Origin of the sequence: Pseudorhodoplanes sp. (assembly GCF_050250235.1) — a bacterium.
GTDB lineage: Bacteria > Pseudomonadota > Alphaproteobacteria > Rhizobiales > Xanthobacteraceae > Pseudorhodoplanes.
Genome location: NZ_JBFWPA010000011.1, coordinates 57,904 through 80,683 on the forward strand (window position 1 = coordinate 57,904; position 22,780 = coordinate 80,683).

The following is a 22,780-nucleotide window of genomic DNA, read 5'->3' on the forward strand; positions in this document are numbered from 1 at the left end:
TCAGCGATAGCGCTGCGCGATCAAGTGGTCGAGCGACAGCTTGCCCGGGCCCTGCGCCATCAGGATCAGGAAGCAGGCGGCCCAGACGCCATGCGTCGGCCATGCGTCGGGATAGACGAAAATCTCGATCACCAGCGTCATGATCAGAAGCGCGAGTGCGGCGAACCGGGTCGCAAAACCCATCACCAACAGCACCGGAAAGAAGTGTTCCGCGAAGGTCGCGAGATAGGCGGCGAGCGTCGGGTCGATCAGCGGCAGCTTGTATTCGTCCTTGAACAGGAACAGCGTGGCGTCGGTGATGCGCCAGCCCTCGACTTTTGTCTGGCCGGAGCGCCAGAACACCGCGGCGATCGAAATGCGCGTGACCAAGGCGATCAGCCAATAGGGAATCGCGGCAATCAGCGCATTGGCGCGCAGGATGAGTCCGGCGAGACCGGGTTCCGAACGCATGGAAATTGGGGTGTCGGTCATGATGCGAAACCTTCTGGCAGCGAAGCGCCGGCGGGGGTGAACGCGGACACAGCTCCCGAATCAACGAGACCTGCGAGATTGGCAGTGAGGTCGAAGCGGGAATCATCGGACGCTGCGGTTGCGGCGGCTTCGGCAAGCGTGGCATCGTTGGACAACGCGAGCAGGAAAGCGGCGCCCCCCGGCGGCAGTCCGCGCACCGTGACGATGAGCGCCGGCCGCAATATCAATGCGTCTTCCGCAGCGTCGGGGTCGACCGGGCCAAGCTCGATCTCGCCTGCATTCATCGCCCAGATCGTCACCACGGGATGAGGCGACCGCAGCACCTGCAGCGACGGATGTAGCGTCAGGCGCAGTGTGCCGACGGATTGCGGGTCGATGTTGCAGAATGCCTCGGCTGCGAGCGGCTGGGCATCCGCGGCGTGATAGGCGCGGATGCGGGCGGCTTCGAGGCGCGCGACATCGGCGAGATAGGGCACGCCGGCTGCCGGTTCGAAGGCGGCGATGAAGTCGCCGAAATCGTCGCCATAGGTGTGCAGGATTTTCGAGCGCGGCGGATGCGCCGTCACGAAGATCCGCGCCATGGCGGCAAAGAATTCATCGCCGACGATGCGCTCGGTCGCCGGGAATTTCGCCCGCAACGCATTGACGAGGCTGACCACCACATTGTTGCGATAGACCGCGAACCGCTTCTGTGGCAACCGCGCGGTATGCGAGGTCAGGCCGGCCGGCACCGGCCGATCGGGGTCGAGCAGCGCCTGCGCGAAGTCGCTCTGGAGCGCGGCGAACATGTCAGGCTGCCCGGCGCGCTTCGGCACGGGACAGGATCGCACCGGCAGCCCGCGCCTCTGCGGCGAGCACCGGCCAGTCGGGCACGTCATTGTCCCATTCGATCAGGGTCGGCAGCGGCCCTGTGCGGGCGATGACGCTCTCGTAGAGCGCCCAAACCGGATCGGCGACAGGTGCGCCATGCGCGTCGATCAGCAGCGCAGCGCCGGTCTCGTCGGTTTGCGCGTCATGGCCACCGAGGTGGATTTCCTTCACCCGCGCCAGCGGAAAAACGGCGAGATAGTCCTCCGCCGAAGTGCCGTGATTTTGCGCCTGCACGAACACATTGTTGACATCGAGCAGGAGACCGCAGCCGGTCCGGCGTGCGATTTCGGACATGAATTCGGTTTCGTTTATCGTCGAGCCTGCGAATTGCAGATAGGTCGATGGATTTTCCAGCAGCATCTCGCGGCCTAGCGTGTGCTGCACCTGATCGATATGCGCGACGATGCGGTTGAGCGTATCGGGCGTGTATGGCAGGGGCAGCAGATCGTTGAGATAGACCTCACCATGCGACGACCAGGCGAGGTGTTCGGAAAAGCTCGCCGGCTCATAACGGTCGCACAAAGCTTTTAGGCGCGCCAGATGCTCGGTATCGAGCGCCGCCGCCGAGCCGATCGACAGGCCGACGCCATGGATCGACAGCGCATAATGTTCGCGCAATTGCCGCAGCATCGCGTGCGGCGGCCCGCCCGCGCCCATATAGTTTTCGGCATGCACCTCGACGAAGCCGATCGGCTGTTCGCCGGCGAGGATCGTCTCGAAATGCTGCGGCTTGAAGCCGACGCCGGGCGTGGCAGGAACCGATGCGCGGTGCATGACGGGCCCGTGACAGATGGGGCGAGTGCAAATCCCTCCCCCAAGAGCGGGGAAGGGATCAGATCGCGGTGGGACGGACGGTAAGCTTAGCTCTTGATCGGTGCGAGCGAGCCCTTACCCTTCGGCGTGGTCATGGAGGCGCAGGTGCCCTTGGGCACCAGCTTCCAGGCGTTACCCTGGTAGTCGACCTTGGACGTTCCGGCACAGGTGGTGCCGGGGCCGGCGGCGCAATCGTTCTTGCCGGCGAGCGAGACGCCGTAGCACTTTTCCTGATCGGCCTTCGTCTGCGCGGCGGCAGGCGTTGCGGTTAGAGCGAGCGCTGCGGCGAACGAGCCGGCGAGAGCGGCGGCTGCAAATTTGGTGTTCATCCCGTTATCCTCCAGAAGAAGCCTGTCGCCATGCTTGCGCAGGGCGCGGGCCGGAAGACCCGGCCTTAACGGACGTTTCGTACCAGTCGCCGCCCATGTTACGCGCTCACGGGTTCGTGTTTGCATTTTGGTCCGCGGTGCCGGCCGTCATAAAATTTGCGACGAGGACGTAACAATGCTCGCTATCTCCGCGAATTGGACAAGGACCAGCAGTTTGCGGAAAAATCTGGAAGTTAAGCCATTATTCTCTGTCTTATTGATGGTCGATTGTGTGGGAGCGCCGCGCTTCGGCGGCTTGGCGGCCCGCTGAGCTTCGCCTCCCACGCGTGGCGCTCGGCAGTGCCATTGCCGTGTGTGAACATGCCGACCACCGCCAGCCCACACACTCAGGTTCTGCTCCCGGAAGCGGGCTCAAGTGTCGCATTTTGCTCGCGGGGGCTCGCGCGGCGGCCGAAATACCAAAATCCACGCAATCGTAGATGCTAAGGGCCGTCGTCGGAGGCGGCCGCCTTCACATCATCGTGAAAGCGTAACCGGATTGCCACCCGGAGCGAATGGTCCGGTGGCGCCACCATGGTGGCCTTCTTGTCGAGGAACGCGCATGTCTAAGAATCCTATATCGCTGCACCGCCGCACGCTACTTCAATTGGCGCTGGGTGCGAGCGTCATCGTTTCATCCTTATCCGCCTTGCCGGCGGTGTCCCTCGCTTACGAAGAGGGCTCCAAGGCTGCGATCAACGTCGATGCCACAGGCGTTGCGCTGCGCGGCTACGATCCGGTCGCATATTTCACGGCAGGAAAGCCGACGGCCGGCGACAAGCAATTTTCAGCCAAGCACGACGGGGCAACTTACTATTTTGCGAGTGCGGCCAACCGCAGCGAGTTCGAAAAGAACCCGGCGAAATATGCACCGGCTTTTGGCGGCTTCTGTGCGATGGGTGCGGCACTCGGGAAGAAGCTTGACGGCGATCCGGCATATTGGCGGGTTGTCGACGGCAAGCTCTATCTGAATGTCGGGGCGCCGGCCCAGAAGCGATGGCTGGAGGACATTCCAGGCAATCTCTCGAAGGCGAATGCCAACTGGCCGCAGATCCGGGACAAGGCGCCAAAGGAGCTCTGACGCTCCCGAAGCCTCTTCGGGCTCCGCGGTGACGACGCCCCGCGCACGCGGAGCCCGAAAGAGCATCGGCAATTGCCCTTCGCTGCAGGACAAGGGATGTTTGGCAACTTTGATGCGACCTTCCTGAAACGATCGGGTTCTCTCGGATGACCACACTCAAAGGCGCTAAGGCCTGCGTTTTCGATGCCTACGGAACGCTGTTTGATTTTGCCTCCGCAGCGCGCAGCTGCCGGGACGAGATCGGTGACGACTTCGAAAAGCTGACCGTGCTGTGGCGGGACAAGCAATTGCAGTACACGTGGCTGCGGGCGGCGCAGGAGCGGCACGCGGACTTCTGGCAGGTCACCGGCGACGCGCTCGATTTTGCCTTGGAGACGCTCGCTCTTCAGAAGGCAGGCCTGCGCGACCGGCTGATGTCGCTCTATCTTGCGCTCGATGCCTTTCCTGAGGCTCCGGCTCTGTTGGGTCGCCTCAAGGCCGCAGGCCTTGGCCTTGCGATTCTGTCGAACGGTACGCCTCGGATGCTTCAAGCCGTCGTCGAGAATGCCAGGCTCGATGGTCTGTTCGATGCCGTTCTGTCTGTCGAAGACGTTGGCATCTACAAGCCCAGCCGCAAAGTGTATCAGCTTGCCGTGGACAGGCTTGGTGTCCCCAAAGAAAAGATCTGCTTCCTTTCGTCCAATGCGTGGGATGCATACGCCGCATCGGCTTTCGGCATGCAGGTGGTCTGGTGCAATCGCTATGGGCAGAGACCCGAACGGCTTCCGGGGAACCCCGATGATGAAATCAGGAGCCTCGACGCGCTGCCGGCTCTGCTGGGGATAGCATGAGTGCTTCGGCATCAGAGCGACAGGAGCCGATGTCGAAAATCGTAACCTGTTTTCGATGTGCCATTTCGGACGGGATCCCGCTTCGATCGTTCTATGTGGCTGTAGTTGTCGGAACAATTCTCAACCTGATCAATCAGGGCGATGCGCTCTTGGGCTATGCGGATGTGAGCTGGGTCAAACTCCTGATGACCTATTGCGTGCCGTATCTCGTCGCGACGTACGGCGCCGTTTCATACAAATTGCGCTCGTGGCCAGGTTCGGACGGGTCTGGCAAACCGGAGTAGGGGCGCTATGAATGACTGCGCCTCACGAAATGAAAGTCGCATCGTGTTCAGGTGCGCTTTCGAGCAGTCGTCGCCAGTATGGGGGCGGACATTACGCATGAACAATGCGCGCGCCAGAGTGCGATCCAGACCTAAATGCTGGCCGTGGCGATCTGGCAACTGGACCATGACGCGGCGGGTACGCGCAATCTTGCTGGCGCTTGGACTGGTCGCAGCTGGCGTCACGCCGGCCGGGGCCGACGTCGCGCGCTGGCAGCGTTCCTGGAAAACCGACTTCAGCCGCCTGACAGTTCCTTCGTCGGAGATTGTGGCAGGCGGTCCGCCCCGCGATGGGATTCCGCCGATCGACGCGCCACGCTTTGAAACGGCGTCTCGTACGATGCGTTTCGCGGACCGCGAGCCCGTTATTGCGCTGTCGGTCGGATCGGAGACGCGGGCCTATCCGCTGAGCGTCCTGACATGGCACGAAATCGTCAATGACGTGGTCGGCGGCCGATCCGTAGCCGTTACCTATTGTCCTTTGTGCAATGCCTCAATTGTATTCGACCGAACACATGAAGGAGAAGTGCTGAGCTTCGGCACAACCGGTCTGCTGCGAAATTCCGATCTGATCATGTATGACCGCCAGACCGAAAGCTGGTGGCAGCAATTCACAGGGGAAGCGATTGCAGGCAAATTCGCCGGGCAGTCGCTTGTCATGCTTCCATCCAGGGTCATCTCCTTCGCGGAATTCCGTGAGAAGAACCCGGGATCGGATGTGCTCGTTCCCGCAAATCCGGCGCTGCGGCCGTACGGCAAGAACCCCTACGTGGCCTACGATACACGTGCGGAGCCATACGCGCTCTTCCAGGGACGCCTACCCGACGCGATTGATCCTATGGCCCGCGTTGTCGTGGTGCCCCGAAAGGAGCGGGTCATTGCGGTGTCGCTTGCCCTTCTCCGTGAGCGCGGACAAATGAGCATTGAGGGTGTCGATCTGGCCTGGTCGGAGGGGGTCGCGTCTGCGCTTGACCGGGATCGGATCGCGGAAGGGCGCGAAGTGGGCGCCGTATCGATCGTCGAGTCCTCCACCCGGCAGCCGCTCGCGCATCACGTCACCTTTGCCTTCGTAGCCTTCGCTTTTCACCCGGAACTTCCGATTCTCACTGAGGCCGGGCTCCTGAAGTTGAAGCCCCGACCAGAGCCGAAGCGATGAAAACAGCCGCGTTGTCGCGATGAGTGAGCGCTTCGATCTCTGCGTTATTGGCGGAGGGTCAGGTGGATTGTCTGTCGCCGCGGGTGCCGCGCAGATGGGCGCGAAGGTCGCGCTCATCGAGCGCGGCCGGATGGGCGGCGATTGTCTGAACACCGGCTGCGTACCATCGAAGGCTCTGATTGCCGCCGCAATCCGCGCGCAGACGTTACGAGATAGTGACGGGTTCGGAATAGCGAGCGTTTCGCCGGATATAAACTTCGAGCGGGTGTACGCGCATATTCATTCCGTCATCGCCGCTATTGCGCCGCACGACAGCGTGGAGCGCTTTACCGGTCTCGGCGTAAGGGTCTTTCAGGCGGAAGCGCAGTTTATTCGACCGGATCTGCTGATTGCCGGCGACGTGCTGATCCGAGCCCGGCGATTTGTGATATCGACGGGGTCGCGGCCTTCCATTCCGCCGATCCCCGGGCTGGATCGCTCCGGGACGCTGACAAACGAGTCGATTTTCGAACTTCGGGAGCGGCCGGACCATCTGATCATCGTGGGAGGCGGCCCGATCGGGGTCGAGCTCGCCCAGGCCTTCCGCAGGCTCGGGTCCGCAGTCACCTTGGTGGAGCGCCTCAAGATCCTGCCCCGCGACGAGCCAGAGGCCGTAACAATCGTAAGAGAGGCGCTTCGGAAGGAGGGCGTCGAGCTGTTCGAGAACGCAGAGGTTTCGTCGGTCGCTCGCAGCGCCGGAAAGGTCGAGGTGGCTATCCGTACCGACAGCGGCGCTCCGCAGTTGTCCGGTACGCACATTCTGGTTGCGGCGGGCCGTGTGCCTGATCTCGAAAGCCTCAATCTGTCAGCAGCGGGCATCGAACACGGTTCCACAGGCATCAAAGTGGACGCGCGGCTGCGAACATCCAACAAGAAGGTGTTTGCGATAGGCGATGTTTGCGGCGGACCGCAATTTACTCATATCGCCGGATATCAGGCCGGCATTGTCATTCGCAACGCTTTGTTCTCGCTGCCGGCGAAAGTGAATTACGACGCGCTGCCGTGGGTCACGTACACCGATCCGGAACTGGCGCATGTCGGTCTCACCGAAGCGCAGGCGCGCGCGGAGGGGTATTCAGTATCGGTTCTGATGGAGCCGTTGCGCGCGAACGACAGAGCTCTGGCCGAGCGAGCGACGGACGGCCTCGCCAAGATAGTCGTCGTTCTGGGAAGCGGCCGAATTCTAGGCGCTACTCTGGTGGCGCCACATGCCGGGGAGCTGATCGGGCTATGGGGGCTCGCGATTTCCCAGCGTCTGAAGCTGTCGGCGATCGCCGGCATGATCGCGCCTTATCCGACATTTTCGGAGATATCGAAAAGGGTGGCGGGACAGCATTTTACGCCCACGCTCTACAGCGATCGGATGAGGTGCGTCGTAAGGACAATTCAGCGCCTGCTGCCTTGACCCAGTGAGCATGTGGCCAGCATGACGGATGAGTCGGAATATCGAAGATCGATCTGGATGCGCATCGTCCTCGACCGGCGCGTTTGGATTGCGGTGGTCATCCTCGCGGCGGTCGCAGGTTTGCACCTCTCCGGTATTGGAGAGGTGCTATCGGTCGACACGCTCAAAGCCTACCGGAAGTCGCTCGTCGATCTGGTGCAGCATCACACTTTCGCTGCTGCGGCGACGTATGTGGCGATCTACATTGTCGCGACCGCGCTCTCCATTCCGGGCGCGGTCGTTCTCACGCTGTCGGGCGGATTTCTCTTTGGTGCATTGTTAGGTGCAGCCTTGGCCGTCGTTGGGGCGACCATCGGCGCCACCGCGTTGTTTCTCATTGCGCGAAATCTGATGAGCGGACGGACCCTCGATAAGTTCGGTCCGAAGGCGGCTTCGCTCGGTGAGCGCATTCGCTACAATGCATGGTCGTACTTGCTTGTGTTACGTCTGGTTCCGTTATTTCCCTTTTTTCTGGTCAACATCGTGCCGGCCTTCGTGGGGGTGCGATTGAAGGTTTTTGTACTGACGACCCTCGTTGGCATCATCCCTGGAACGGTGGTCTATAGTTTGGCGGGGGCGGGCCTGGGAGCGGTTTTCGACACCGGTCAGGAATTCTCCGTCGGCTCTGTTCTGACCCCGCAGGTGCTTGCAGCGCTGGGCGGATTGGCCGTACTTGCGCTGGTTGCCATTCCTATCCGGTCAAGATTTGACGGCATCAATGATCCAAACTCACATACCGACGATCGCGACGCGGATGGTCCGGGAACGCCGGACCGCATATCCCGGGAGGGCGTCCCGATGCAGACAACCTCGACGATCACGTGTCCGAGCTGCGAATATCGTGAGGCAGTCGAAATGCCGGTAGACGCCTGCCAGTATTTTTATGACTGCAAGGCGTGCGGGAGCAGGCTTCGCCCGAAACCAGGCGACTGCTGCGTTTTCTGCTCATACGGAACCGTTCCGTGCCCTCCGGTGCAGACCGCCGGCCGGTGTAACCCCTAGGTACGTCAACATCAGCCCAGGCGTGACCGCCGCTTAACCTGTCCGTCCGCCAAGCACGCATCACGGTCCGTTGATCGCTGATCTGTAACCTCCGCGGCGCAAAACGCGAATCCTCGGCAGGAAACCTCGATAGCCAGGTTCGAGCTATTCATCCGTTGGGCGGCTCATGCCGCGTCGCTCTGCAGCGATTGCTGCTTGGATCGGCTTGATTAGCAGGCGCCTTCGAACAGCGAGCGCGAACCCGCTCAGGGAGATTGACGATGCACAAGACTGTTCTAGCCCTGGTCGCTGCCGCTGGCCTGCTGGCAGCGGCTTTGATTTTAAATGCAACGCCGAAGGCAGTTGCGGTGCCGAAATGCAACGTTAGCAACGGTTACTCCAATCCGTGGGGCGGAGCGGGTTATCCGACGAAAGTCTGTCCGGATGGACTTGTCGAATGTGGGCTGATCGTGTGGTAGCGTAGGCGAGGCGATGGAAAAGTCAGCCATGATCGTTAGAAGCTTGCGTGATGCCAGCGAATTTCCGGCACTCGTCGTCGCTGCCTTCTTCGTTCGAAATACGGGAATCCTGTTTGCGCTGATCACTATAGCACTGTTTGCCCTGGCAGCGGGCTGACCGGCGGCCACAAAGTTTGATGCGTTGTGGGGATGCGGTCGCGAGGCACAGAAAAGAGCGGCGGTCTTTTCAGAGACCGCCGCTCTTTCATTATTCACGCCGCGCTTTTGCTGCCAGCCATCTTGCGAAGATCGTCATCGGTGACGGGCGCTCCGCCTACGCCCCAGGCGCCGGGTTGCACGTCCTCGATGGTAACCCATGTGATGGCGCGCAGGCCTTCGCCTTCGACGGACAGGACGGCGTCCGTCACCTTCCGGATCATCTCCTGCTTTTGCTGGAGCGTCAGGAAGCCCCCGACACCTTTGATTTGAACCAGTGGCATGTCGTTCTCCGATCGATAACGCGGGTCAGGCCGCTTTGGACCAGGTAGCCGGATCAAACGCCTTGTCGAGCGGGGTTTCGGCCAAATGGTTGGCGTAATTAGAGAGAGTCTTTAGGCCGACGCCCAAAACCACCTCCAGGGCTTGCTGGCGATCGTAGCCGTTGTCGAGAAAAGCCGCGGAGGCAGCCTCCGGTGGCCAACCCCGGGAGCCGACGACGGCGGCGGTGAACTTTCGGAGAGCCTCGAGTTTTGGATCGGCGATCGGCCGGCCCGCGCGGATTGCATCCACAACGTCGCCGGGGACCTTCTGCATACCAGCAATGACACTGTGGGCGGCGACGCAATATTCGCAGTTGTTCTCGTAGCTCGTCGTCAGCAGCACAACCTGTCGCTCGGTGGCGCTGAGCGACGTCTCCTCAAAGATCTTTGAGATGAATGCATAGGCCTTGATCAAAGCCGGTGCCTCCGACATTACTGCGTAGAGGTTCGGAATGAATCCGAGGCTCTTCTGCGCGCCTGCCAGGACCTCTTTCGACCCCGCGGGCGCGCTGTCGATCGTATGCACTATGTAGCTCATCGGGTTCTCCATTGACCGGATGGGAAACAAGCTCTTGTTTTGACCAATCGTTCAAAACAAGGCCCACAAACATCGTCCCGAACTGATTGTTCTGAACGATCATTCAAAATTAGGCAAAAAATTACTCCAACTTCCTCATTGCGTCGTCAACGATCGCTTTGAGAAGAGGTTTCTGTGGCCGGCTTCGCGTGAGCACAACCAGACCGATCAGGGAGGCCAGTAGACCTCGGCTTACTCCCGTGGCGTTCACATGAGTAGGTATCTCGCCGCGCTCTTTCCCCGATTCGATCATGCGGGCGAAGAATTTTTCAATCTGCTCCTGCGAATGGGCAACGATCTTGCCCACTTGGGCATCGTGTGCGGCCAATTCCAACGCGGTGTTGGTCATGAAGCAACCGCGGTTCTTGCCTCGTTCCGACGCTTGGTCGGAAAATGAAAGGAACAACTCGCGGATCGCGTCGCGTGGCGCGAAACGCGCCTCCAGCTCCGCGAGAGTGTCGACGCGCCTGCTTTCGTCGTATCGCCGCAGCGCGGCTATGAAGAGCGCGTGCTTGTCACCGAAGGTTGCGTACAGGCTACCTCGGTTGATTCCCGTGTGATCCACGAGGTCCTGCATCGAGGTGGCTTCGTATCCTCGGTCCCAGAAAGCGCGCATGGCCTTTTCGAGAACCTCGTCGGTGTCGAACTGCTTTTCCCAAGGCATATTACGAGAATGCACGGTGTAGAATGATCGTTCAAAACACATTTGTGTGAAGTGCTAACCTCAAACTCATCTGTCAGATTACTAGGGTTGCAAGGATTGCACTGCAAAGGGTAAAGGTCAAAATGCTCCGGCGCATCTTATCCTTAGCTCTTGTATGCAGCATGGCGCTTTCCGCCTACCAGCCGTCAGTTGGTATGACTGACGCAGCGTCCCCGATTGTGAATATGACTGCCCACGCCGATTGTCCGGAGCAAAATAGTGATTGCTGCGACCACACCAAAAAAGGCCGGAGGCTCTGCGTCTGGAACGATGCCTGCGCGGCCAGCTGCCATGTCAATGTAGGTCTCGAAGCTGCTGCTTATGCCCCAGCAGTCTTTGATGGCGCTGCTGCTGCTCTGCCATCCCCCGAACCTTTGGCGGTAAAGTCTGCCCGCGCGGGTTCGCTGTTCCGGCCTCCTATCCTCTGATCGCTTGATCCAACGCCTCCAGTCGCGCGGATAACACGCGTACCGGAGACGAGCGCGTGGGCTCGTTGTGCCCTGAGACGCGCAGGAACATCCAGCTTCAAGAGGATTACATGATGAACTTCACCGCAGTGCTGCGGATCGTGCTTGTTTGCATGACCGCCATAGCCCCGATTCCCTTAAACCGCGCCGCCGCACAGGATGCGCCGGCCTTCGAAGCTGTCAAATCTGAGGTCTCAGTCGGCAAAGACATCCGCATCGAACTGAAGCTTGCCGGCGTCGAACCGGCGCCGGCCTCGCGGGATGTCACGGTCGAAAAGGCGCGGCTTGATATGGGCCCGGACGGCATGGAGGCGATGGCGGCTCCGCTAAAGCCGGTGCCCGGCGCTTCGCCAGGCGTCCTCGTATATCAGGCCGATCTCGCCATGGCTGGCCGGTGGGCGCTTTCGATCACGGCGCGCATCAAGGGCCGCAAAGAGCCTGTTACGTCGACCGTGATCTTCACCGTAGTCGAGCCGGAAACGCGTGCGGACGCCCCGAAAAAAGATCGGCCGAGCAAGATTCTCTATTACCGCAACCCGATGGGATTGCCCGACGTCTCGTCTGTTCCGAAGAAAGACTCGATGGGGATGGACTACATCCCGGTCTATGAGGACGAAACAGGCGGACCGCAGGGGACCGTGCGCATCTCGCCGGAGAAGGTGCAGCGCGCCGGAGTGCGGACGCAAAAAGCCGAGCGCCGCAATGTTTCCCGGACCGTGCGCGCTCCGGGCACGGTCGTGGCCGATGACACAAGGCTCGGCGTCGTCACCGCGAAATTCAATGGATTCGTTGAAGAGCTTTATGTTTCGTCTGTCGGTGAACTCGCCAAGCGCGGGCAGAAGCTGATGAAAGTATGGATAGAGTCGCCGGACATCCTGCAGAAGCAGGCGGATCTGACCAGCACAATGACCGGCGCCAGGCGCGGCGGAATTGTTCACGAGAGTGCCGAGCGAAATCTTCGCTTTTTCGGATTTTCCGACGAGGCAGTGGAGGAAATCAGAAAGGCCGGCCGTCCGCTACGGTCGCTCACTCTTAATGTGCCCCGTGACGGAACCGTCTTGGAGAAACCTGCGCTTGTCGGGATGCGGTTTTCGTCGGGCGACACGCTTTTCCGCACCGCCGACCTCTCCACCGTTTGGATCATCGCGCAGGTGGTGGAAAGCGATCTCGCCTTGATCCGCGAAGGCCAGGCCGCCAGCGTCCAGTTCAAAGCGTTTCCGAACGAAACGCGAGAGGGGAAGGTCGAGCGGATTTATCCCGAGCTAAACATGACCACGCGCACGGTGCCCGTCCGGATCGCCCTGCCCAATGCAGACGGCCGGTTACGTCCGGGCCTTTTTGCGGAAATCACATTCGGAACCAACAGCGGCGAGGCCGTGGTCGCGATCCCGGACTCGGCCGTGATCGACAGCGGCCGGCGCCGCGTTGCGTTCGTCGCCAAAGGCGAGGGACTGTTCGAGCCGCGCGAACTCGAAACCGGTGCGCGCGGCGACGGCTTTGTCGAAATCAGGAAGGGGGTGGACGACGGCGAAGACGTGGTGGTCCGCGGTACGTTCCTGGTCGACGCGGAAAGCAACCTGAAGGCCGCGCTTGCGGGCTTCGCACCGGCGGAAAACGGCAAATGATCGCGAGGCTGATCCGCTGGTCGGCTGACAATCTCGTCCTTGTGATGATCGCGGCCCTGTTTTGCGTGCTGGCGGGCCTCTACGCGATGACGCGCATCCCGCTCGACGCGATTCCTGATCTCTCCGATACGCAAGTCATCGTCTACACGGAATACCAAGGTCAGGCGCCGCAAGTTATCGAAGATCAGGTCACCTATCCTCTCGCGAGCGCCATGCTCAGTGTGCCGCGCTCGCGAGTGGTGCGTGGATTTTCGTTCTTTGGCGTCTCGTTCGTATACGTCATATTCGAGGACGGGACCGATATCTACTGGGCGCGTTCGCGCGTTCTGGAATATCTCAACGCTGCCGCGGGCCGGGTGCCTTCCGGCGTCACGCCCACGCTCGGTCCGGACGCGAGTGGGGTAGGCTGGGTTTATCAGTACGCGCTAAATTCGAAAAACCACGATCTTAGCGAGCTTCGGTCCCTACAGGACTGGCATTTACGCTTCGGGCTGGCCAAGGCGGAAGGTGTTGCCGAAGTCGCCGCCGTCGGTGGCTTCGTGCGTCAGTACGCGATCGTGATCGATCCGCAGCGCATGACGACGTTCGGCATCACGCTCGATGCAGTTCGCAATGCTGTCCGTGCCAGCAACACGGATGTCGGCGGGCGGACGGTCGAGCTGTCGGAAACCGAATTCATGATCCGGGGACGCGGTTATTTGCGAACTCCGGCGGATCTTGAGCGTGTTGTCTTGAAGGCGCAAGGTGGAACACCGGTCACGTTGAAGGACATCGCGCGCATCGAACTGGCGCCTGACGAGAGGCGTGGGATCGCGGAGCTGAACGGCGAAGGGGAGGTGGCAAGCGGCATAGTGCTGCAGCGCTACGGCGGCAATGCGCTTGACGTGATCACTTCGGTGAAGGAGCGATTGTCGGCCCTCCGTTCAAGCCTGCCCGAAGGGGTCGAAGTCACGGAGGTGTATGATCGTTCGGACCTGATTCATCGCGCGATCCGTACGCTCATCGTTACGCTGACAGAAGAAAGCGTGATTGTCGCGCTCGTGTGCTTTCTGTTCCTTCTCCACGCACGCAGCGCTCTCGTTGCAATCATTACATTGCCGATCGGCATATTGATGGCCATGGTGGCCATGCACGCGCTCGGGATTGGCTCCAACATCATGAGCCTGGGCGGCATCGCCATTGCGATCGGCGCCATGGTGGACGCCTCGATCGTCATGGTCGAGAACGCGCATAAGCGTCTGGAGCATGCGCCGCCTGGAAGCGACCGGCGCGAGGTCCTTATCGCTGCCGCTCAGGAAGTGGGCCCGGCGCTGTTTTTCAGCCTACTGGTCATCACCGTCTCGTTCCTGCCGATTTTTGCGCTTGAAGCGCAGGAAGGGCGGATGTTCAAGCCATTGGCGTATACTAAGACCTTTGCGATGGCGGCTGCAGCCATCCTCTCCGTGACGCTCGTGCCAGCGCTGATGCTGCTGTTCATAAGAGGTCGCATCATTCCCGAAGGCCGCAATCCGATAAACCGGGCCTTGATCTGGCTTTACCGGCCCGTCATCGGGACGGTCCTGAAAGCCCGGCTCCTGACTATCCTGCTGGCCGGCGTTATTCTCGGTGTCTCGATTATCCCCGCCACGCGGATCGGGTCTGAGTTCATGCCGAACCTGAACGAGGGCACGTTGTTTTACATGCCGACCACGTTGCCCGGGCTCTCGGTCACCAAGGCTGCAGAGCTGCTGCAGACGCAGAACCGCATCATCAAGACATTTCCCGAAGTAGCGAGCGTGTGGGGCAAGGCCGGGCGGGCTAACACGGCGACCGATCCCGCGCCGATCGAGATGTTCGAAACCATCATCAACCTGAAACCGCAAGGCGAGTGGCGCGCCGGCATGACCGTGGACAAGCTCATCGCCGAAATGGATGCCTCCTTGCAGTTTCCGGGTGTCAGCAACGCCTGGACGATGCCGATCAAGGCGCGCATCGACATGCTCTCGACCGGCATCCGCACACCTGTAGGCGTGAAAATCTTTGGGAAAGATCTGGTCACACTCGAAAGCCTCGCGAAGGACGTCGAAACGGCATTGCGGAAAGTCCCCGGCACGTCGAGCGCCTATGCCGAGCGTGTCAATAGCGGCTACTTTCTTGAGATAACACCTGATCGCGACGCTATCGCTCGTCTCGGTCTGTCCATCGAGGACGTACAGAAGACGATTTCATTGGCGGTCGGCGCCGAAGTCATCGCGACGACTGTCGAGGGCCGGGAACGTTATGGCGTGGTGCTGCGGTATCCCCGCGATATCCGCAGTGACCCCGAGGCCATGGCCTCTGAAGTGCTGGTATCGCTGCCAAATGGCAGCGCCATCCCTTTGGGAGAGGTCGCCTCGATCACGCGCACTCAGGGGCCGACGTCGATTCGCACTGAAGACGGCCAGCTCGTGGTGTATGTCTTTGTCGACATTCGCGATCGCGATCTCGGGGGATATGTCGCGGAAGCTCGGAAAGCGGTTGCGCAGGCCGTGCTCATGCCCGCTGGCTTCTACGTGGCGTGGAGCGGCCAATTCGAATATCTGGAGCGTGCCGCAAAACGTCTTCAGATCGTCGTTCCGGCCACGCTTTTGCTGATTTTCCTGCTGCTTTATCTGAATTTCAAACGTATCGGCGAGACGCTGATTGTAATGCTCTCGCTGCCGTTCTCGCTGGTCGGCGGCTTGTGGCTGATGCATTGGATGGGTTTCAATTACAGCGTCGCCTCGATCGTTGGGTTCATTGCGCTTGCGGGTGTCGCGGCCGAAACCGGCGTTATCATGCTGATCTATCTCAATCAGGCCTGGGAAGAAACCAAAGCGCGCGTTGCGGGCGAGGGACGGCCCCTGCAGTATCAGGATTTGAACCGCGCCATCATGGAAGGCGCTGTCGAGCGCGTGCGGCCAAAGATGATGACCGTAGCAGCCATCATGGCAGGCCTGCTGCCGATTCTCTGGAGCACCGGTGTGGGTTCGGAAGTGATGCAGCGCATTGCCGTTCCGATGATCGGCGGAATGGTCTCGTCGACCCTGCTGACGCTGATTGTGATACCGGCCGTCTATGCAGTGGTGAAGGGCGCCGCGCTTGGTAAGCCGCAAGGAGTCCCGTTTGTGTCATTCGAGGAGAAGCGGACATGAACTCAAGTACGATCAACCGGCGAGGCATACTCACCGGCGCCGCAAGCCTGCTGGCTGCCGGATCGTTGCCGTTGTCAACATATGGTACTGCAGGCGCAGCAAAGGAGTTCCGGCTTGTTTCAGCCCCCGCGCGCCTGTCGCTGGTCGGAGCGCAGCATCCGGCAACCGAGGTGTGGTGCTATGAGGGGCGTGTTCCTGGACCGGAGATCCGCGTCAGGCAGGGCGAACGTCTCCGTGTCGTTGTCGAGAACCGCCTGCCCGAAGACACGACGGTTCACTGGCATGGCATCCGGTTGCCGAACGCGATGGACGGGGTGCCTCATCTGACGCAAAAACCCATCGCGCCTGGGCAGCGTTTCACCTACGAATTTGAGTGTCCCGATGCGGGTACATACTGGTATCACCCGCACCAGAGCAGCGCCGAGCAAGTCGGCCGAGGTCTGTCGGGTGCGCTGATTGTCGAAGAACGGGATTCCGTTGAGGTCGACCGCGACATCACCTGGCTGCTGAGTGACTGGCGACTGCTGAAAGACGCTTCGATCAGCGGCGATTTCAAAAACATGCACGATGTCAGTCATGGGGGACGGATTGGCAACGTCGTCACCGTCAACGGCGCCGTTCGTGATACATTTGAGGTGCGCGCCGGAGAGCGGATACGGCTGCGCCTGATCAATGCCGCGAATGCACGGATATTTGCATTGGAGTTCGAGGGCCATGCGCTCAAGGTGATCGCTCTGGACGGGCAGCCGGTCGAGCCGCACGAGCCACCGAACGGACGCGTCGTACTTGGACCGGCCATGCGGGCGGATCTGATTGTCGACCTGACCGGCGCTCCCGGCCAGAGCTTCCGTGTCGTTGACAGGTTTTATAGCAGCCTCAACTACCGGCTGCTTAATCTTGTTTACAGCGAAGAGCCGCCGCTGCGCGCGTCTTCTGCCAGGGATCATATTCGTCTTCCTTCCAACCCAATTGCCGAGCCAGCCCTGGACACGGCAGAGCGGCATAAAATTGTGCTTGGGGGCGGGATGATGGGCCAGATGAGGGCTGCCATCCTGGACGGAAAGCGCGCGGATATTCGCACGCTCTTTCAAAACGGATTGGCCTGGGCAATCAATGGCGTAGCCGCGAGGGGCCACGTGCACGAGCCGTTCCTGACATGGACACTGAACCGCTCGTATGTAGTCGAGATGGTCAACGAGACAGCCTGGCACCATCCCATGCATCTGCATGGTCATTCGTTCAGGGTGTTAAGCAAGAACGGGCAACCGACCCCTTATAAGGGATGGCAGGATACAGTGCTGTTGGCGCCGCGCGAACGTGTCGAGATCGCCCTTGTCGCGGACAATCCCGGTGACTGGATGTTTCATTGCCACATCCTGGAACATCAGGAAGGCGGCATGATGGGTGTGATCCGCGTGGCCTGAGCCGTGTAAACTGGCCGGCGCATGCGCCTTGGGTGAGCGGACTTCCCGGAACTCTCTTCAAGCGGAGTGCGTTGTCGGAAGGATCTTGACCGGAAAGCCGGTACGACGGCGCGGAATCTGATCGTCATAGTAATTTCCCCAAGCATCGGTCTTGCGACGGAGAAATCAATTCGCTTGATTCCTTCAATCGACGACTCGCGGGGCAATTTGAGTCGATCGTCCGATAAGATAACCGCCCCATTTTTGCCCCAGAAACGATCACGATGGATGTCGATGAACTGGATCGAACGGCAACAAACTGTAAGAAAATCAACGCCAACGCGTTTTTCCCCGGCGCTCATAACGGTCTGGTTGCAGGTTCGAGTCCTGCCGGGCCCACCACGCATTCAGTTAACTGCATGTATTTCCTGGAGATGCGCAAATTGCCCCGAAGGCGCGGGCTTTGCGCGGCCAGGTTTGGCGGAGATTTGCCGGCAGCCGATCCAAAACTTGGAGTTGCGCAGGCCCGTAACCTGGTCGGACTTCCCACAACGACACGTGGCTGAAGTCATTGCTTCAAGAACTCAGAACCAGGGAGGAAATGGAGTGGGGGGCTTTCGCGTCGCAGAGAACCGAGGCGTCCGTGAAGCTGTTTCAGGCCCCGAAAGAGACGTTGGGCGATCTCGATGCGGAAGCCGCAGCGACCGTGATTGCAACGGCGGCGGATGTTGCGCTCGTATTGAATGCGCAGGGGATTATCCAGGATCTGGCCTTTCCGCGTGCGGAACTGGCATCCGAATTCGCCGAGGCGGCCGGCTGGATCGGCCGTGCCTGGGCCGACATGCTGATCGAGGAAAGCCGCCCGAAAGTGCGGGCGCTTCTCGACGAGGCGACTGGCACCACGACATCGCGCTGGCGGCAGCTTAATCATCGCTCGTCGAGCGGCGCCGAGTTTCCCATCCTCTACTCGCTCGTCAAGATCGGCACCAGTGACCGCTTTGTGGCGGTTGGCCGCGACTTGCGCACGCTTGCCACCTTGCAGCAGCGGCTGGTCGAGGCACAGATGTCGATGGAGCGCGACTATTCGCGTCTGCGGCATGTCGAGACCCGTTACCGGATATTGTTTCAGACCTCGGCGGAGCCGGTGCTTGTCGTCGATGCGATGACCGACAGGGTAGTCGAAGCCAATCCGGCCGCGACCCGTGTGTTTGGCGACAGCGTCGGCCGCGTAGTTGGAAGCGCCTTCCCGCTCAATCTATCCGCTGAAAGCATGCAGGCGTTGCGCGCGTTGTCGACATCGGTGCGGGCCGGGCTTGGCGTCGAAGAACTGCGTGTGCGCTTGACCGACACCAATCAGGAATTCGTGGTATCGACCTCCCTGTTCCGCCAGGCAGCGTCGGCATTTTATCTCGTCCGCTTCACGCCAGCTCACATCCAGAGCGTGATGCCGCAGCCATCCGCCGGCACTGCGCGCCTCTTCAAGTTCGCGCGCAACGCGCCCGACGGCTTTGTCGTGACCGATGTCGACGGTCGTGTGCTTACGGTAAATACTGCATTTCTTCAGATGGCACAGCTCGTTACCGAAGACCAGCCACGCGGGGAGGAGCTCGACCGATGGCTTGGCCGCTCCGATGTGGACATGCGCGTTGTCATCGCGAACCTGCGCCAGCATGGTTCGGTACACCTGTTTTCGACGGTGCTGCGGGGCGAACTGGGCGCGATGATCGATGTCGAGGTGTCGGGAATTTCGCAGCTCGACGGCAACGAGACGAGCTTCGGATTCGCCATCCGCAATGTCGGCCGCAGGCTGGTCTCGACGACCAGTGGGGACCAGCGCATGCTTGGGCGGTCGCCCGAGCATCTGAAGGACCTGATCGGCCGGGTTCCATTGAAGGATATCGTTCGCGATACGACCGATGTCATCGAGCGGCTTTCGATCGAAGCTGCACTCGAACTGACCGGCGACAATCGCGCCGCCGCCGCCGAGATGCTCGGTCTTAGCCGACAAAGTCTTTACGTGAAGCTGCGCCGCTTCGGACTGGCGGACGCCATCAGCGAGAGCGACGATGAGCACTAGATCGCTGTCGTCGCCGGCGCGACCCGATCCTGCAGCGGTTCTTGAACTGCTGAAGCCGATCACCTGGTTTCCGCCGATGTGGGCCTATGGCTGCGGGGTGGTTTCGTCCGGTCTGCCGATCGACGATCGCTGGCCTTACGTCATCGCCGGCATTCTTCTGGCTGGTCCGATGGTCTGCGGCACCTCGCAGGCAGTGAATGACTGGTTCGACCGGCATGTCGATGCGATCAACGAACCGCACCGGCCGATCCCGTCGGGGCGCATGCCCGGTGCCTGGGGACTTTATATCGCGGTCGTGTGGACGGCCTTGTCGCTGCTGGTCGCAACCGCGCTCGGATTATGGGGGTTTGTCGCAGCCGGTGTCGGGCTTGCGCTCGCCTGGGCCTATAGCGCGCCGCCGTTCCGGCTGAAGCAGAACGGCTGGTGGGGCAATTCCGCTGTTGCCGGATGCTACGAAGGGCTGCCCTGGTTTACCGGCGCGGCGGTGATGGCAGCGGCGTTCCCAGACTGGCGGATCGTACTGCTCGCCGCGCTCTACAGCGTCGGCGCGCATGGCATCATGACGCTCAACGATTTCAAGTCGATCGAAGGCGACAAGCGAACCGGGATTGCATCGCTTCCCGTGCAACTTGGCCCTGATCGGGCGGCGCGGCTGGCATGCATCGTGATGGCAGTGCCGCAGGTGGCGGTGGTCGCATTGCTGATGACCTGGGACCGCCCGCTGCATGCTGCTGCTGTTGCTGCTGTGCTCGCTGCGCAAATTCTGCTAATGCCGCGACTGCTACTCGATCCCCGCGGCAAGGCGGCCTGGTACAACGCGACCGGTGTCACGCTTTACGTCAGCGGCATGCTGATCAGTGCGTTCGCGGTTCGCGCCCTCGTCGGTGGCGCATGACCGCGATGAAGCCGCTCGGCTGGTTCGGAATCGTGCGGCTGGGTCTGGTCCAGACCGCGCTCGGCGCCATTGTGGTCCTCACCACTTCGACGCTGAACCGGGTGATGGTGGTCGAAATGGCGCTTCCGGCGATGGTGCCCGGTATCCTCGTGGCGCTGCATTACGCGCTGCAGATATTCCGGCCGCGCTTCGGATTTGGGTCCGACACCGGTGGCCGGCGCACGCCGTGGATTGTCGGCGGCATGGCAATGCTGTGCGCGGGCGGCACCATCGCCGCGGCCGCAACCGCGCTGATGGCGACGCATCCATTTGCCGGCATCGGCCTCGCGGTGCTCGGATTTCTGTGCATCGGCTTCGGCGTCGGCGCCTCGGGTACGACGCTGCTGGTGTTGCTCGCAACCCGCACCGACGAGCGCCGCCGCCCGGCCGCGGCAACCATCGTCTGGGTGATGATGATCGCGGGCTTCATTGTCACCGCCGCGACCGCCGGTTCGCTGCTCGACCCGTTCTCGCCGGCGCGGCTGGTCGCGGTGGCGAGCGGCGTCTCGCTTGTGGCCTTCGTGCTGTCGCTTGTTGCCGTCTGGGATATCGAAGGCGACACCCCCAAGCAAACCGCAGCCTCATCGCAGCAAAAGGCGACGTTCCGTCAGGCGCTGGCCGAAGTCTGGGCGGAGCCGCAGGCGCGGCGCTTCGGCATTTTCGTGTTCATCTCCATGCTCGCCTTCAGCGCGCAGGACCTGATCCTGGAGCCGTTCGCAGGCATCGTGTTCGGCTACACACCAGGCGAGTCCACGCGCCTGTCCGGCGTTCAGAATAGTGGAGTGCTCGCCGGCATGGTGCTTGTCGCGGTCGCCGGCAGCGCCATCGGCGGCAAGCGGCTCGGCTCATTGCCGCTGTGGACCGTCATCGGCTGCGTCTGCTCTGCGCTCGCCTTGTTCGGACTCGTGCTCGCGGCAGCGATCGGCCCGTCCTGGCCGCTGCGGGTCTCGGTCTTCGGTCTCGGCTTCTTCAACGGCGTGTATGCGGTGGCGGCGATCGGCTCGATGATGGCGCTGGTCGGAAAGGGCGCGCCTTCACGCGAAGGCGTCCGCATGGGATTGTGGGGCGCGGCTCAGGCCTTCGCGTTCGGTCTCGGCGGCTTTCTCGGCGCAGCTGCCAGCGACCTCGCGCGCCATTGGCTCGGATCGCCAGCCGCGGCCTACGGCACCGTGTTTGCGATCGAGGGACTTCTGTTCCTTCTCGCCGCTGTGCTGGCGCTGCGGCTGAACCGTAATCCGGCACAAGACCGAGCAACGATCAAGACCATCTCAGGGAGGAATGTCCATGCATCCGCGTGAGACTTTCGACGTCGTCGTCGTCGGTGGCGGCCCGAGCGGCGCGACCGCGGCCAGTGTGCTGGCGCGGCAGGGCCACTCGGTGCTGCTGCTTGATCGTGCCGGACGCATCAAGCCCTGCGGTGGCGCCATTCCGCCGCGCCTGATCCGCGACTTCGATATCCCTGACGAATTGCTGGTGGCGCGTGTTACCTCCGCGCGCATCGTCTCGCCCAAGGATCGCCATGTCGACATGCCGATCGATGGCGGCTTCGTCGGAATGGTGGATCGTGACGTGTTCGATGAATGGCTGCGCGAGCGTGCCGCAGGCCATGGGGCGATCCGCAGAACCGGGACTTTCCAGGCCTTCACGCGCGATACCGACGGCACCGCCGTCTTGCGCTATCGGAGCAAGGGTCAGGAAGGGGAAGTGCGAGCACGTGCCGTGATCGGGGCCGACGGCGCCTTGTCGGCTGTCGCGCGCGAAGCGATGCCCGATCTGGAAACCGTACCGTACGTGTTTGCCTATCATGAGATCGTGCGGTCGCCGCGTCAGGATAGCCGGTACTTCGACGGGAAGCGATGCGACGTCTATTATCGCGGCGAACTCTCGCCCGATTTCTATAGCTGGATCTTTCCGCACGGAGACACCGCGAGTATCGGGACCGGCAGCGCACACAAGGGGTTTTCGCTTCGCAACGCCGTGGGTGCGTTGCGCGAATGCGCCGGTCTCGACGGGCTCGAAACCATCCGGCGGGAAGGCGCGCCGATCCCGCTGCGTCCATTGTCGCGCTGGGACAATGAACGCGACATCGTGCTGGCCGGTGATGCGGCGGGCATCGTCGCGCCGGCGTCAGGTGAGGGCATTTACTACGCGATGGCCGGCGGACAGATGAGCGCGGAAGCGGTCGGCCGCTTCCTCGCCACCGGCAATCCGCGCGAACTCGCCTCGGCGCGCAAGCGCTTCATGAAACAGCATGGCTCGGTGTTCCGCGTGCTCGGAATGATGCAGCGCTTCTGGTATGCGAGCGACAACAGGCGCGAGCGCTTTGTCAGCATTTGCCGCGACCGCGACGTGCAGCAGCTCACCTGGGATGCCTACATGAACAAGGAACTGGTGCGCGCGAAGCCGATCGCGCATATGCGCATCTTCTTCAAGAATATCGCGCATCTGACCGGGCTCGCCCGGGTGTGA

General features: G+C 61.4%; 22 protein-coding genes and 1 pseudogene. 16 read left to right on the forward strand and 7 right to left on the reverse strand.

Features of this window, described 5'->3' with window-relative positions; all coding sequences use genetic code 11:
* The 4 genes from AB7F49_RS07630 to AB7F49_RS07645 form a co-directional block, all read right to left on the reverse strand.
* Positions 1–471, reverse strand: coding sequence for a DoxX family protein (locus AB7F49_RS07630; RefSeq protein ID WP_428521234.1), 471 nt, complete (start codon positions 469–471; stop codon positions 1–3).
* Positions 468–1,259: a DNA-binding domain-containing protein gene (locus tag AB7F49_RS07635; protein WP_428521235.1), complete on the reverse strand. Its 792-nt coding sequence runs from the start codon at positions 1,257–1,259 to the stop codon at positions 468–470. Before AB7F49_RS07635 ends, AB7F49_RS07630 begins: the two co-directional genes overlap by 4 nt.
* Position 1,260: 1 nt before the next feature.
* The gene (locus AB7F49_RS07640) at positions 1,261–2,115 is read right to left on the reverse strand and encodes a DUF692 domain-containing protein (protein WP_428521236.1); all 855 of its coding nucleotides are present in this window, start codon (positions 2,113–2,115) and stop codon (positions 1,261–1,263) included.
* Between the two features lie 86 nt (positions 2,116–2,201).
* The gene (locus AB7F49_RS07645) at positions 2,202–2,483 is read right to left on the reverse strand and encodes a DUF2282 domain-containing protein (RefSeq protein WP_428521237.1); all 282 of its coding nucleotides are present in this window, start codon (positions 2,481–2,483) and stop codon (positions 2,202–2,204) included.
* Positions 2,484–3,084: 601 nt separating this feature from the next.
* Here AB7F49_RS07645 and AB7F49_RS07650 point away from each other — a divergent pair.
* The 9 genes and pseudogenes from AB7F49_RS07650 to AB7F49_RS07690 all read left to right on the forward strand — a co-directional run bounded on the left by AB7F49_RS07650 (position 3,085) and on the right by AB7F49_RS07690 (position 9,012).
* Positions 3,085–3,603: a YHS domain-containing (seleno)protein gene (locus AB7F49_RS07650; RefSeq protein ID WP_428521238.1), complete on the forward strand. Its 519-nt coding sequence runs from the start codon at positions 3,085–3,087 to the stop codon at positions 3,601–3,603.
* Positions 3,604–3,749: 146 nt separating this feature from the next.
* A complete protein-coding gene (locus AB7F49_RS07655) occupies positions 3,750–4,433 on the forward strand; it encodes a haloacid dehalogenase type II (RefSeq protein ID WP_428521239.1) in 684 nt (227 codons plus the stop codon).
* Between the two features lie 29 nt (positions 4,434–4,462).
* Positions 4,463–4,717: a nitrate/nitrite transporter NrtS gene (nrtS, locus tag AB7F49_RS07660; protein WP_428521240.1), complete on the forward strand. Its 255-nt coding sequence runs from the start codon at positions 4,463–4,465 to the stop codon at positions 4,715–4,717.
* A 166-nt stretch (positions 4,718–4,883) separates the two neighbouring features.
* On the forward strand, positions 4,884–5,912 hold the full coding sequence (locus AB7F49_RS07665; protein WP_428521241.1) for a DUF3179 domain-containing protein: 1,029 nt from the start codon (positions 4,884–4,886) through the stop codon (positions 5,910–5,912).
* Positions 5,913–5,931: 19 nt separating this feature from the next.
* A complete protein-coding gene (locus AB7F49_RS07670) occupies positions 5,932–7,356 on the forward strand; it encodes a dihydrolipoyl dehydrogenase family protein (RefSeq protein WP_428521242.1) in 1,425 nt (474 codons plus the stop codon).
* A 57-nt stretch (positions 7,357–7,413) separates the two neighbouring features.
* Positions 7,414–7,962: pseudogene (locus tag AB7F49_RS07675) on the forward strand (TVP38/TMEM64 family protein); the annotation flags it as partial.
* 231 nt (positions 7,963–8,193) lie between these two features.
* The gene (locus tag AB7F49_RS07680) at positions 8,194–8,397 is read left to right on the forward strand and encodes a GDCCVxC domain-containing (seleno)protein (RefSeq protein WP_428521271.1); all 204 of its coding nucleotides are present in this window, start codon (positions 8,194–8,196) and stop codon (positions 8,395–8,397) included.
* A gap of 260 nt (positions 8,398–8,657) precedes the next feature.
* A complete protein-coding gene (locus AB7F49_RS07685; RefSeq protein ID WP_428521243.1) occupies positions 8,658–8,855 on the forward strand; it encodes a hypothetical protein in 198 nt (65 codons plus the stop codon).
* A 28-nt stretch (positions 8,856–8,883) separates the two neighbouring features.
* Positions 8,884–9,012, forward strand: a complete 129-nt coding sequence (locus tag AB7F49_RS07690) for a hypothetical protein (RefSeq protein ID WP_428521244.1) — start codon at positions 8,884–8,886, stop codon at positions 9,010–9,012.
* A 94-nt stretch (positions 9,013–9,106) separates the two neighbouring features.
* On the opposite strand, the gene AB7F49_RS07695 is transcribed toward AB7F49_RS07690, so the two are convergent.
* The 3 genes from AB7F49_RS07695 to AB7F49_RS07705 form a co-directional block, all read right to left on the reverse strand.
* Positions 9,107–9,334, reverse strand: coding sequence for a tautomerase family protein (locus AB7F49_RS07695; protein ID WP_428521245.1), 228 nt, complete (start codon positions 9,332–9,334; stop codon positions 9,107–9,109).
* Positions 9,335–9,359: 25 nt separating this feature from the next.
* Positions 9,360–9,911, reverse strand: coding sequence for a carboxymuconolactone decarboxylase family protein (locus AB7F49_RS07700; RefSeq protein ID WP_428521246.1), 552 nt, complete (start codon positions 9,909–9,911; stop codon positions 9,360–9,362).
* Positions 9,912–10,032: 121 nt separating this feature from the next.
* On the reverse strand, positions 10,033–10,614 hold the full coding sequence (locus tag AB7F49_RS07705; RefSeq protein ID WP_428521247.1) for a TetR/AcrR family transcriptional regulator: 582 nt from the start codon (positions 10,612–10,614) through the stop codon (positions 10,033–10,035).
* A 577-nt stretch (positions 10,615–11,191) separates the two neighbouring features.
* On the opposite strand from AB7F49_RS07705, the gene AB7F49_RS07710 reads away from it, so the two are divergent.
* From AB7F49_RS07710 to AB7F49_RS07740, 7 genes are all read left to right on the forward strand, one after another.
* On the forward strand, positions 11,192–12,745 hold the full coding sequence (locus AB7F49_RS07710) for an efflux RND transporter periplasmic adaptor subunit (RefSeq protein ID WP_428521248.1): 1,554 nt from the start codon (positions 11,192–11,194) through the stop codon (positions 12,743–12,745).
* The gene (locus AB7F49_RS07715) at positions 12,742–15,897 is read left to right on the forward strand and encodes an efflux RND transporter permease subunit (RefSeq protein WP_428521249.1); all 3,156 of its coding nucleotides are present in this window, start codon (positions 12,742–12,744) and stop codon (positions 15,895–15,897) included. Before AB7F49_RS07710 ends, AB7F49_RS07715 begins: the two co-directional genes overlap by 4 nt.
* Positions 15,894–17,321: a multicopper oxidase family protein gene (locus tag AB7F49_RS07720; RefSeq protein WP_428521250.1), complete on the forward strand. Its 1,428-nt coding sequence runs from the start codon at positions 15,894–15,896 to the stop codon at positions 17,319–17,321. The genes AB7F49_RS07715 and AB7F49_RS07720 overlap by 4 nt, the downstream gene beginning before the upstream one ends.
* A 622-nt stretch (positions 17,322–17,943) precedes the next feature.
* Positions 17,944–19,377: a transcriptional regulator PpsR gene (gene ppsR / locus AB7F49_RS07725; protein ID WP_428521251.1), complete on the forward strand. Its 1,434-nt coding sequence runs from the start codon at positions 17,944–17,946 to the stop codon at positions 19,375–19,377.
* Positions 19,367–20,272, forward strand: coding sequence for a chlorophyll synthase ChlG (chlG, locus tag AB7F49_RS07730; RefSeq protein WP_428521252.1), 906 nt, complete (start codon positions 19,367–19,369; stop codon positions 20,270–20,272). Before ppsR ends, chlG begins: the two co-directional genes overlap by 11 nt.
* Positions 20,273–20,277: 5 nt before the next feature.
* Entirely contained in the window at positions 20,278–21,609 is a 1,332-nt protein-coding gene (locus AB7F49_RS07735) for a BCD family MFS transporter (RefSeq protein WP_428521272.1), read from the forward strand.
* Positions 21,596–22,780, forward strand: a complete 1,185-nt coding sequence (locus AB7F49_RS07740) for a geranylgeranyl diphosphate reductase (protein ID WP_428521253.1) — start codon at positions 21,596–21,598, stop codon at positions 22,778–22,780. The genes AB7F49_RS07735 and AB7F49_RS07740 overlap by 14 nt, the downstream gene beginning before the upstream one ends.